The organism is Parabacteroides sp. CT06 (genome assembly GCF_002257605.1).
In the GTDB taxonomy this organism is placed as follows: Bacteria; Bacteroidota; Bacteroidia; order Bacteroidales; family Tannerellaceae; genus Parabacteroides; species Parabacteroides distasonis.
Genome location: NZ_CP022754.1, coordinates 1,026,847 through 1,040,032 on the forward strand (window position 1 = coordinate 1,026,847; position 13,186 = coordinate 1,040,032).

General features: G+C 47.6%; 7 protein-coding genes. All 7 read left to right on the plus strand.

Annotated elements, in window-relative coordinates; genetic code table 11:
- Nucleotides 1-264: 264 nt before the first annotated feature.
- A complete protein-coding gene (locus CI960_RS04570; RefSeq protein ID WP_005861732.1) occupies nt 265-3,354 on the plus strand; it encodes a TonB-dependent receptor in 3,090 nt (1,029 codons plus the stop codon).
- Nucleotides 3,355-3,384: 30 nt separating this feature from the next.
- A complete protein-coding gene (locus tag CI960_RS04575; protein WP_005861734.1) occupies nt 3,385-4,992 on the plus strand; it encodes a RagB/SusD family nutrient uptake outer membrane protein in 1,608 nt (535 codons plus the stop codon).
- A gap of 126 nt (nt 4,993-5,118) precedes the next feature.
- On the plus strand, nt 5,119-6,084 hold the full coding sequence (locus CI960_RS04580; RefSeq protein WP_005861736.1) for an alpha/beta hydrolase: 966 nt from the start codon (nt 5,119-5,121) through the stop codon (nt 6,082-6,084).
- A gap of 38 nt (nt 6,085-6,122) precedes the next feature.
- Complete coding sequence (locus CI960_RS04585) at nt 6,123-8,072, plus strand: ABC-F family ATP-binding cassette domain-containing protein (RefSeq protein ID WP_005861738.1); 1,950 nt, start codon at nt 6,123-6,125, stop codon at nt 8,070-8,072.
- Between the two features lie 585 nt (nt 8,073-8,657).
- Nucleotides 8,658-9,824 carry an N-acetylglucosamine-6-phosphate deacetylase gene (gene nagA / locus CI960_RS04590; protein ID WP_036629182.1) on the plus strand — a complete coding sequence of 389 codons (1,167 nt, stop codon included), beginning with the start codon at nt 8,658-8,660 and terminating at the stop codon, nt 9,822-9,824.
- A 12-nt stretch (nt 9,825-9,836) separates the two neighbouring features.
- A complete protein-coding gene (gene nagA / locus CI960_RS04595; RefSeq protein ID WP_005861742.1) occupies nt 9,837-11,003 on the plus strand; it encodes an N-acetylglucosamine-6-phosphate deacetylase in 1,167 nt (388 codons plus the stop codon).
- Nucleotides 11,004-11,185: 182 nt separating this feature from the next.
- Entirely contained in the window at nt 11,186-13,171 is a 1,986-nt protein-coding gene (locus CI960_RS04600) for a glucosamine-6-phosphate deaminase (protein ID WP_005861744.1), read from the plus strand.
- The last annotated feature ends 15 nt before the right edge of the window (nt 13,172-13,186 follow it).

A 13,186-nucleotide genomic window follows, 5' to 3' on the forward strand; every position in this document is an offset into this window, starting at 1 on the left:
TAACTAGGTGGTGTTGTTTTAGATTCGTATGCAAAAAATTAGTCTTTTTTGTTTTATAATTAAAAATAGTGCTATATTTGCTGCGTCTAATGATTATAAGTTCCGCCAGAACGATGAAGAAGTGCTTTCATGGTAGTTAACCGAGGATTTATAATTATACATTAATGATTTAGAAGAGTGAATATTATAAGAAACGAGATCTAAAATAGTATGCCTTAAGTCTTATAATAGTAACAGCTATTTAATAAACAAAAAACGATTCTTATGTTGAAAATTGTAAGACCTGTCAGTTTTGTTCTATTGTCTGCAGCGTTTTGTTCCGGAGGTGTGGTTCATGCTTCTGATCGTGCGGCGATAACTCCGAGGGTAGGTATTTCCCAGCAAGAAGGTAGTTTGAAGGGAACGGTTAGTGACAGTTTTGGCCCTGTGGCCGGAGCGTCAATAGTTGTAAAAGGTACTACGAATGGTACTGTAACCGACATGAATGGTAATTTCGTGTTGGATGTGAAGAATGGGGATGTGATCCAAGTATCCTTTATCGGTTATCTAACTCAAGAATTCAAATATAATGGAGAGCCTTCCATCAATGTGTCCTTGCAGGAAGATACCCAGAAATTAGATGAGGTGATCGTTGTCGGTTATGGTACGCAACAGAAGGCGAACTTGTCGGGAGCGGTAGCCCAATTGGATAGCAAGGAGTTGACAAGCCGTCCTATCTCCAACGTGTCTTCCGGTCTTCAAGGTATGATGCCGGGTGTAACCGTTACCTCGGGTCAAGGCCGTCCGGGACAGGATGGTAGTACGATCCGTATCCGTGGTGTCGGTACTTTGAACTCTGCCAGCCCATATATCTTGATCGATGGTATCGAGAGTGGCTCTATGAATGATATCGATCCGAATGATATTGAGAGTATTTCTGTATTGAAAGACGCTTCTTCCGCCGCTATTTACGGTTCGAAGGCTTCTAATGGTGTTATCTTGATCACGACAAAACGTGGTAAGACGGGTGCTCCTCGTATTTCTTATAACGGATATGTGGGTGCCTCGAAAGCTACTTCCATGATTGATCGTGTCAGCTCAGCCGATTACGCACGTTTGTGGAATCGTTTCGAGCCGGGACGTTATAGTGACGAGGACATCCGGATGTTTGAAGATGGCTCTGATCCTTACGGACATCCTAATACGGACTGGAATGATGAGGCTTATCGGACAGGTTTGTTGCATAAGCACAATGTTAGTATTACAGGAGGTGCGGAGAACGTGAAGTATATGGCTTCGGCCGGATATTTAGGGCAGACGGGTATCCTTCCTAACTCAGATCGTAAACAGTTTAACGGACGTACGAATCTGGATATGCAGTTGACGAAGAAACTGGCTGTTCGGATGAACATGTCTTTCATCAAGAATGACTTCTCGGATCCGAATGCTAGCTATTATGGTGGTTCTTCCGACCAGATTATCCGTCAATTGAATATTATTAGCCCGATGATTCCTGTCAAGGATAAGGATGGCAAATACGGACAAACTAACGATGGTAACCCTATCGCATGGTTGGATTCCGGGCAGACGGTGGATAATTGTAATCAGAATTTTACGGGGGCACTTTCTGTTGATTATGATATTATTGATGGGCTGAAGGCTACTGTGACGGGTGCCTATGTGAACGAGGACCAACGTCATACGGAGCGAGTTCTGAGCATACCGGATGATCCGGCATCTGCGTCTCGTACCACTTCCTTGGTTGAACGCTTCGTGAATTGGAAACGTTATAATTTCGATGCTTTGCTGAATTACAGCAAGAACTTTGGTCAACATGGCTTGAAAGTGATGGTAGGTTATCATGCGGAGAAGTATGAGGTTAGCAAGAATCAGATGCAGAGGAATAATTTCCCGAGTAATAGCCTGAATGATATGGATGCCGGTGGGGCTTCTACACAAACAAATGATGGTTTGAGCCGAGAGCTTGCCATGCTTTCCTATTTTGGGCGTATTAATTATGATTTTGCGGGAAAATATTTATTAGAGGCAAACTTCCGTGCGGATGCTTCCTCTCGTTTTGCTCCGGGACATCGTTGGGGATATTTCCCTTCTTTCTCCGGTGCTTGGCGTATCAGCGAGGAGGAGTTTATGGAAAGTACGCATGATTGGTTGAGCAGTTTGAAGATTCGTGCTTCTTGGGGTATGTTAGGTAATCAAGACGCCTTGAATAAATCGAATCCTTGGGAGAACCAATATTATCCTTGGATGCAGACTTATAATTTGGATGGCAATTATCCTATGGGAGGCAACTTGACGACGGGATATTACCAGAAAGCCTATCGTATCGAGGATTTGTCATGGGAGAAATCTACGACTTGGGGTATTGGCTTGGATGCGATTATTAATCATGTGACTTTCACGTTTGATTACTATGATCGCAAGACTACGGATATCATCATGGAGGTACCGGTCCCGACTGAGTTTGGCTTGGATCCTTATTTCGACAACGTGGGTTCTATGCGTAACCGAGGTGTCGAGGTACAGCTAGGTTATAACAATAAGTGGAATGACTGGTCATTGAATGTGATGGGAAATATGGCCTATAATAAGAACAAGATCGAGGATTTAGGAGGTGTAGACCGTATGACAAATCCTGATGACGGTGATTTGTGGCGTTTTGTTGGAAAGCCAATCGATTCTTACTATGTATATAAGGCTGATGGCTTTTTCCAATCTGACGCGGAGGCACAACAATGGATGGATACCTATAAAGGAAAAGACGGCTACCCGTTCGGACAGGATTTCCAAGCCGGTGATTTACGTTATGTAGATACGAATGGAGATGGAAAGCTGGATGCGGATGACCGTGTATTGTCTAAGACTATCAATCCAGTTGTTACATTTGGTTTGAACTTGAATGTAGGCTATAAAGCATTTGACTTGACTTTGAACTTCACCGGTGCGGCTAATGTAGGCCGTGCGTTTACGAAAGAAGCGTTTGGTGAGTTCTCGGGTAGTGCCGGACATCCTTCTACTGCATGGCTGGATAGCTGGACACCGGAAAATACCAATGCAAGTATGCCGCGTGTAGCGGAGTCTAGAAAATCTCCGAGTGAGGCTTCTAACGTGATGTCTGATTTCTGGGTAATTAATACCAGTTACCTGCGTCTGAAGACATTGCAATTGGGATATACGCTTCCAAAGAGTGTGCTGAACGCTATCGGTTTGTCGAATGTACGTGTTTATTATTCTGCGGAGAATTTGTTTACGATAGATTCTATGCCATTGAACGTAGACCCGGAGACGGTTAGTTCCCGTTTGTCTAGCTACCCATTAGTGATGACAAATTCTTTTGGCGTAAATGTGACATTCTAATTAGTTAAGACCATTTAAATAGAAGATTTTATGAAACGATTATCAATATATATGTTGGCGGCTGGTATGGCTGCGTTATCTACTTCGTGTTCGGATTTTCTGGATACGGTGCCTAAGGATCAGTTGGCTCCTTCTACCACATGGCAGACAGAGGCGGATGCGAAGGGCTTCATAGTAGGCTGTTATAAGGATTTGCTAGATGGAAATACGTTGCTTTATCTGGATTGTGGCTCAGATATAGGCTATAATAATTTCCCTTGGGAAGGATTCCGCCCGTGGGGGGATGGGTCATTGTCTAGTTCTAATCCTGGGCAGATCCTTTATGATTACAAGTCGATTCGTAAGGCGAATACATTCTTGGAGAATGTAGACAAGGTGACGTTTTCTAGTGACGCTGTAAAAGCTAATTATGTGGCTCAAGCTAAAGCGATCCGTGCTTATAAGTATTTCTTGATGAATTGGTGGTATGGTGGTGTGCCTATTATTAGTTCTTATTCAAGTGCGGACGAGGCTAAAGTGGAACGTAATACGGAACAAGAGGTACGCGATTATATAGCTAAGGATTTAGACGAGGCCTTAGCTGGGATTGCGGAGGCTCCGGAGGCTCGTGGCTATATCGCTAAAGGTGCTGTTTTAGCTATCAAGATGCGTGAGGCTTTGTATTATGGTGATTGGCAAAAGGCAAAAGACGCAGCTAAGGCAATCATTGATTTGAAGCAGTATGAGTTGGATCCGGATTATACGAATCTTTTTAAGGTATCGGGAGTGGATTCTAAAGAGATAATCCTAGCGGATCAGAATATTGAGACGTTGGACGGATTGGGAACCATCGGGCAAATGTATAATAATGTTGACCAAGGTTGGTCTTCTATCGTCCCGACCCAGAATTTGGTGGATATGTATGAAATGTCAGATGGATTGACGAAAGAAGAGTCGAAGACTTATGACGCAAAGCATCCGTTCGCGAATCGCGACCCTCGTATGGCCATGACCATTTTATATCCGGGACGTGACTGGAGAGGTGATGTCTTGAATACTTTGGATGAGAAACTTCAAGATGGTACTGTCAACAAGAACTTCCCGACTTATACAGATAATGCTTCCAAGAGTGCTTTGACTTGGGCGAAATACTTGGATCCGATGGATCAATATGGAGATGTTTGGAGTTCGGGAGCTTGTCCGATCGTATTCCGTTATGCGGAGGTTCTATTGACGTATGCGGAGGCCGCGAATGAGCTGAGCGGTCCTTCTGATGAGATCTATGGTTATTTGAACCAGATCCGCCAGCGTGTAGGAATGGGGGAAGTGGATAAGGCTAAATATGGGACGAAGGATAAACTTCGTGAATTGATCCGTCGTGAGCGTACGGTAGAGTTGGCCGGCGAAGGCTTGCGCCGTGCGGACATCGTCCGTTGGCAGGAAGATGGAAAGATGCTTGCCGAGAAAGTCATGAATGGTGATTTGTTACGTGTTACAGGAACGATTAATTATGGGGAGTCTGAGCCTACTAAACGTGCGGAAATCACGGGTACGGCTGTTATTGAGACTCGCCAGTTCTCTTCTCGTAACCGTTACTTGCCGATTCCTCAAACAAGCATGGATAAGAATCCGAACTTGAAACAGAATCCGGGTTATTAATTTCCTATAAAGATGTTAGATAAAGAAGGGGGAAGGCCGAGAGGTTTTCCCCTTTTTTAGTTACATTTGGCGGATACTGAGATTGTATGTCTCATGTGTGCTTTAAGTATATAAATTGATTCCGTTATGAAAAAGAAACTGATAGCTTTCGTTTGCTTTCTTCTCGTATCCTTGTCTGGTCTGCCCCAGTTGCCTGTACGGTTGAATGAGCGTCCGGTGGTGTTGAATACGTCTACCGGGGTATTAAAAGGGAAGATGGTAACTCCCAATCAGGAGTCCGGTTATCCTGTGGTATTGATCATCCCCGGCTCCGGCCCTACGGATATGGACGGGAACTCCGCCGCCTTGCCGGGTAAGAATAATTCCTTGAGATATTTGGCGGAAGGGCTGGCAGGGAAGGGTATCGCTTCCCTGCGTTATGATAAGCGGGGTATCGCTTCGAGCGCCTCGGCCGGAAAGGATGAGTATTCCATGCGTTTCGAGGACGGGATCAAGGACGCACGAGGCTGGATCGATTATTTAAGCAAGGACAAACGGATCTCCGGAATCTATGTGTTGGGGCATAGCGAGGGAGCGTTGGTCGGTATGGCGGCTTCGGTGGATAATCCGAAAGTGAAAGGATACATTTCGGTGGCGGGTGCGGGGCGTCCCGCTTATGAGATCATAGAGGAACAGATGGCCGGTCAACCGGAAGTGATCCGGAATATGGTGAGATCCATAAACACGTCCTTGAAGGAAGGGAAGCTCGTACCGGACGTGCCGATCGGTTTGCAAGCCCTGTTCCGCTCGTCGGTACAGCCTTATATGATCTCATGGTATACGTATAATCCGCAGGAAATCATCAAGAAACTAAAAGTCCCGGTGTTGATCTTGCAAGGGGATAAGGATATGCAAGTATCCGTAAAAGACGCCGAACTATTGAAGCGATCCCAACCTTCGGCCGATTACCATTTGATCGGGAATATGAACCATCTGATGAAGACTTGCGATACGATGGATCAGCAAAAACAGATGGCTACCTATACCGATCCGGCCCTTCCGTTGCATAAGGATGTGCTGATATTAATTGAAAAGTTTGTGAGTAAACCTTGAACTGTTGTATCTTTGCGGTCATAAATTAAAGAGACAGTATGATTTCGGTTGAAGGACTAACAGTTGAGTTTGGCGGTTTCACGCTTTTTGATGACATTTCATTTGTGGTAAACAAGAAGGACCGTATCGCCCTAGTGGGCAAGAACGGAGCGGGTAAATCGACGATGTTGAAGATATTCGCCGGTCTGCAATCACCCACATCGGGAACCGTTAGCGTGCCGAAGGAGGTCACGATCGGATACCTGCCCCAGCACATGCAATTGGTGGATACCCGTACGGTTCGGGAGGAGGCGGAGTGCGCTTTCGAGCATATCCATGAGATGGAGGAGGAGATCAACCGCTTGAATACCCAATTGGCGGAGCGTACGGATTACGAGTCGGAAGGTTATCAAAAGGTGATAGACCGTGTCACTTATTTGACCGAGCATTTTCAGATGATGGGCGGCAATAATTATCACGCCGAGCTGGAACGTACGTTGATCGGGTTAGGTTTCTCCCGTGAGGACTTCGATCGCCCGACGTCCGAGTTCAGCGGTGGATGGCGTATGCGTATCGAACTAGCTAAGCTTTTGCTCCGCCAGCCGGATGTCTTGCTACTGGATGAGCCGACGAACCACTTGGACATCGAGTCCATCCAATGGCTGGAGAACTTTATCGCTACCCGTGCCAACGCCGTGATCTTAGTCTCGCACGACCGTGCCTTTATCGATAATACCACGTTTCGTACCCTTGAGATTGAGTTGGGGAACATCTACGATTATAAGGTAAAATATTCGGAGTACGTCGTACTTCGCCGCGAACGCCGCGAGCAGCAGCTACGCGCTTACGAGAACCAACAGAAGAAACTGGCCGATACCGAAGCTTTCATCGAGCGTTTTCGTTATAAAGCCACGAAGTCCGTACAGGTACAATCCCGCATCAAGCAATTGGAGAAGGTGGAACGTATCGAGGTAGATGATGTGGATACAGCCATGCTGCGACTGAAATTCCCGCCCGCTCCCCGTTCCGGCTCCTATCCGGTGATCTGTGAGGAGGTGGCGAAGCGTTATGGCGATCATCTGATCTTCGACCATGTGACCTTGACAATCAATCGGGGCGATAAAGTAGCTTTCGTCGGAAAGAACGGCGAGGGTAAATCTACCTTGGTGAAATGTATCATGGGAGAGATTGCCGATTTCACCGGAAAGCTCCAATTAGGCCATAACGTGAAGATCGGTTACTTCGCCCAGAACCAAGCGCAGCTATTGAACGAGAACCTTACCGTTTTCGATACGATCGATTACGTAGCCCAAGGGGATATCCGTTTGAAGATACGGGATATCCTAGGTGCTTTCATGTTTGGCGGCGAGGCCTCCGATAAGAAGGTGAAAGTCCTGTCGGGTGGCGAGCGTACCCGTTTGGCGATGATCCGCTTGTTATTGGAGCCGGTCAACCTGCTGATTCTCGATGAGCCGACGAACCACTTGGATATGCGTTCGAAAGACGTGCTGAAAGACGCCTTGAGGGAGTTCGACGGCACGGTGATCGTGGTTTCCCACGACCGTGAGTTCTTGGATGGCCTAGTCGATAAGGTCTATGAGTTCGGTAACCAGAAAGTCGTCGAGCATTTAGGCGGCATCTATAATTTCTTGGAGCATAAGAAAATGGATAGCTTGCGTGAATTGGAACGTTCTACTGGGACGAGTACTTCCATGTCCGGTACCGGTGAGGCTCAGGTATCCCATAACAAGCTCTCCTATGAGGCAAGGAAGGAACTGAGTAAAGTGATTAAGAAAGCGGAGAAAGCTGTTGCCGAGGCCGAGGCCCGTATCTCGGAGCTTGAGAATGGCATTGCCGTTATCGAGGCGAAGCTGGCTACGCCGGAAGGTGCCTCCGACGCTTCTCTCTACGGTGAATATTCTGCCCTAAAAAAAGAACTTTCCGATGCGATGGATCTATGGACCGAACGGACAATGGAGTTGGAAGAGTTGAATACGCAGGATTCATGAAAAGGCTGCTAGCCAGTGAAAGGCAGCTTATCTGATCTTTTTGATTCAAATACTCCTGTTTTCGTGACAAGTGCTTGCCGTTGATGATGCGAAATAGCGGAAGAGAGAGTGCGAGAGCTGGCTTTTAAAAGGGAGAATATCCCTTTTCCCATGCGTGATAGGCCGCATTGGGCTACGCCAGTACTGCCATCGGCCGACGCATATGCCGCCGTTGGGCATCGTGACTACTCAAGAATAGGGTTATGACTACTTGTGAATAGGCATTCTTACCCTGCTAGAACCGTATTGTAACCCTATAAATGATACCAATCTCTCCCTTTGATATGAATTAGGATGAATTGATTTCGCTAGAATAAAAGGCTGTTTTGGGGTATGGTGTTGGCCATTAGTTGATTACTGAAATTTTCTTTCGGATTTAGAGGCGAGCTGTACTTAGGGCCCGGAATATTCGATTCTCCGGAGGTTCGGATTACAAAGTGTCATTTTGATTATTCTTTGAAAATAACCTCTAATAGCTTACTCGTTTTAAAAAGAAAGTCCTTAACTTTGCTATCCAAAGAAACGCGAAAGCTTAAAACACATATCATGTTAACACAGATCATTAATGGAAAGATTCTTACCCCGCAAGGCTGGCTGAAAGACGGCTCGGTATTGATAAGCGACGGGAAGATTTTAGAAGTGACAAACTGCGACTTAGCGGTAGTGGGGGCAACCTTGATAGACGCCAAAGGTATGTACATCGTCCCCGGAGGCGTGGAAATTCACGTGCACGGAGGTGGAGGCCGTGATTTTATGGAAGGCACCGAGGAAGCTTTCCATGCGGCGGTGGCCACACACATGAAACACGGTACTACCAGTATCTTCCCCACCTTATCCTCTTCTACCATCCCGATGATCCGTGCCGCCGCCGAGACCACCGAGAAACTGATGGCCGAGAAAGATAGCCCGGTTCTGGGGCTTCACTTAGAAGGACATTATTTCAATATGAAAATGGCTGGTGGACAAATCCCTGAGAACATCAAGAATCCCGATCCCGAGGAATATATCCCTTTGCTGGAGGAAACGCATTGTATCAAGCGCTGGGATGCCGCTCCGGAACTTCCGGGAGCGATGCAGTTTGGTAAATATATCACCTCGAAAGGCGTGCTCGCCTCGGTAGGGCATACCCAAGCCGAGTTTGAGGATATCCTGACCGCTTATGAGGTAGGTTATACCCACGCCACCCATTTCTATAACGCCATGCCGGGCTTCCATAAACGCCGCGAGTATAAGTATGAGGGAACGGTGGAAAGTATCTATCTACTCGATGATATGACCGTCGAGGTCGTGGCCGATGGTATCCATGTGCCGCCTACGATCCTTCGTCTGGTCTATAAGATAAAAGGTGTGGAACGCACTTGTCTGATCACGGATGCCTTGGCTTGCGCTGCCAGTGATAGCCAAGTCGCTTTCGATCCCCGTGTCATCATCGAGGATGGCGTGTGTAAGTTGGCCGACCGCTCGGCCTTGGCGGGTAGTGTCGCCACGATGGACCGCCTGATCCGTACGATGGTGCAGAAGGCCGAGATCCCCTTGGAGGATGCCGTGCGTATGGCCTCGGAGACTCCCGCCCGTATCATGGGCGTATCCGATCGCAAGGGAACGTTGCAGCGGGGCAAAGACGCCGATATCGTCTTGTTGGACCGTGACTTGAATGTCCGTGCGGTCTGGGCGATGGGTAAGTTGGTTGAAGGTACGAATAAACTATTCTAAGCAAGAACGATTATGTTGACACAGATTATAAATGGCCATATCCTTACGCCGCAAGGATGGATGAAGGATGGTTCCGTATTGATTAGCGACGGGAAGATATTGGAGGTTACAAATAGCGATTTAGCGGTGATTGGCGCCAAGGTGGTGGATGCGAAAGGAATGTCGATCGTTCCCGGTTTCGTGGCGATGAATATCCATGGCGGTGGGGGCTTCGACTTCTCCGAATGTACGGAAGAGGCTTTCCACGGTGCGGTAGCTGCCCATCAGAAGCATGGGGCCACGACGATATTCCCTACCGTGTTGGCTCCGGAAATCGGGGTGATCGATAAGGCGGTGGCCGTATGCGAGGAGATGATGAGGAAAAAAGACGGCCCTATCTTGGGATTGCATATCGAGGGACCGTATCTGAATCCGAAGATGGCGGCGAGCCTGTTTATCGATAAGGAGAATCCCGCCGACCCGAAAGAATATAAAGAGATATTGGAACGCACGGATTGCATCAAGCGCTGGGATTCCAGCCCGGAGATACCGGGTGCGCTTGAGTTCGCCCAATACTTGAAGTCGAGGGGAATCCTATCCGCTATCTCGCATACGGAAGCGGAGTTTGATGATATTAAGACCGCTTACAATGCCGGTTTCACGCATGCGGCTCATTTCTATAACGCCATGCCTGGTTTCCATAAGCGTCGTGAATATAAGTACGAGGGAACGGTGGAAAGTGTTTTCTTGATGGACGATATGACGGTAGAGGTGATTGCTGACGGGCGTCATTTACCCTCTACGATCCTCCGATTGGTCTATAAGCTGAAAGGAGTGGAACGTACTTGCTTGGTTACGGACGCTCTCTCATGCGCAGCCAACGAGGGTAAGCCGTTATCCGATCCCCGCATTATCATTGAGGATGGCGTATGCAAGTTGGCGGATCATTCTTCATTGGTGGGAAGTATCGCCACGATGGACGTACTGGTACGTACGATGGTGCAGAAGGCTGACATTCCTTTGGCCGATGCAGTCCGTATGGCTTCCGAGACTCCGGCCCGCCTGATGGGGGTAAGCGATCGCACCGGAACCTTGCAAAGAGGGAAGGATGCGGATATCGTGATCTTGGATCGTAAGTTGAACGTGCGTGCGGTATGGAGCATGGGAAACTTAGTTCCAGAGACAAATACATTGGTCTAAACACGTTAATAATAAAGAGAGGGGCTGTCTTGGCTGGCCGGGACGGTCCTTTTTTATTTTTAGGCGATATAGATCAAACCTTTCGGCTAATAAATTTGTTCTATCAACGTATGGCGAAATCAGTACTTATTTCATATATTTGTGATTCAAGTAAGATTGTAATACTAAATCAATAATTAAACATGAAAACGAACCTTAGTTCTCAAATTACTCTGACGCGTATACCGTTGCGGTATTATCGCCCGGAAAATGCTTTCGAGCATTCAGTTTTAACCCGTTTGGAAAAGATTCCGACAAACATTTATGAATCGGCCGAGGAAGGTTCTTTCGCTATCGCTAAAGAGATAGCAACACAAATCCGTAAAAAACAAGATATCGGTAAGCCCTTCGTGATCGCTTTACCCGGCGGACGTTCTCCGCTAAGCGTTTACAAGGAGTTGATCCGTATGCATAAAGAGGAGAAATTAAGTTTTCGCAACGTGATCGCTTTCGTGGAATATGAGTTCTATCCATTGGCTAATCCCAGCGCCGGAAATCTGGCTCGCTTAAAAGAGGAGTTATTCGATCAGGTCGATATCGATCCTGCGAATATCTATTGCCCGGACGGAAGCATGCCGAAAGACGCTATCCTAGATTTCTGTCGCCAGTATGAGGAGACGATCCAATCCGTGGGAGGTATCGATTGCATGTTGCTAGGTATCGGTAACTCCAGCAATATCATGTTCAACGTGGGTGGAACGACGATCAGCTCGCGTACCCGTATGGTCTTGTTGGAAGGCGCTTCTCGCAAGGAGGCTGCCCGTACGTTCCCTTCGCAGGAGAATGTCCCGGCAGGTATCATCACGATGGGTATCTCTACGATGATGAACGCCCGCAGCGTGATCTTGATGGCTTGGGGCGAGGATAAGGCTAGCATTGTCGCTAAGACCGTTGAGGGCAAGGTTAGCGATGCCGTTCCTTCCAGCTATTTGCAGAATCATCCGAACGCCAAGGTCGTGATCGATCTTTCCGCCGCTTACGACTTGACTCGTATCAGCCATCCTTGGTTGGTGACTAGCTGCGAGTGGGATAATAAGTTGATCCGCCGTGCGATCGTTTGGTTGTGTCAGTTGACGGACAAACCGATCTTGAAATTGACAAACAAGGATTATAGCGAGCACGGATTGGGTGAGCTATTGGCGTTATATGGTTCCGCTTACAACGTAAATATCAAGATATTCAATGATATCCAGCATACGATTACCGGATGGCCGGGTGGCAAGCCGAACGCCGACGATTCCAATCGTCCGGAGCGTGCTAACCCGTATCCGAAGAAAGTGATCGTATTCAGTCCGCACCCGGATGATGACGTGATCTCCATGGGCGGAACCTTGCGTCGTTTGTGCGACCAGCATCATGATGTGCATGTGGCTTACGAGACTTCCGGTAATATTGCCGTAGGCGACGAGGAGGTAATCCGTTATTGCGAGTATTTGCGTGATGTATGTGAGAAATACTCTCCCGACTCGGCCGTGAAGGATAAGGCGAACGAGATCATCAACTACCTGCGTTACGAGAAGGTGGAGAACGGCGAGCCGGAGCGGAAGGATGTCCTCTTTATGAAAGGAACGATCCGTCGGGAGGAGGCCCGTCACGGTTGCCGCTACTCGGGCGTGAAGGACGATCATGTTCATTTCTTGGATCTTCCGTTCTACGAGACCGGATTAGTGAAAAAGAATGATTTGAGTGAGGTCGACAAGGATATCGTAAAGGCCCTGTTGCTCGAGATCAAGCCGGATCAAATGTTTGTCGCCGGTGACTTGGCTGACCCGCACGGAACCCACAAGGTTTGTCTGGATGCCGTACTGGCCGCTATCGACGAGGTGAAAGACGAGGAATGGATGAAGAACTGCCGTGTATGGATGTATCGCGGCGCATGGGCAGAATGGGAAATGGACCATATTGAGATGGCCGTACCTATCAGTCCGGAGGAGTTGCGCTTCAAACGTAACGCTATTTTGAAGCATCAATCGCAGGCCGAGAGCGCTCCGTATCTGGGTGACGACGAGCGTTTGTTCTGGCAGCGTGCCGAAGATCGCAACCGTGCTACCGCAGAGTTGTATCGCCAATTAGGTTTGGCTTCTTATGAGGCGATCGAGGCGTTTGTACAATATATCCCGTTGAGATAATATCTAGCGATAGAA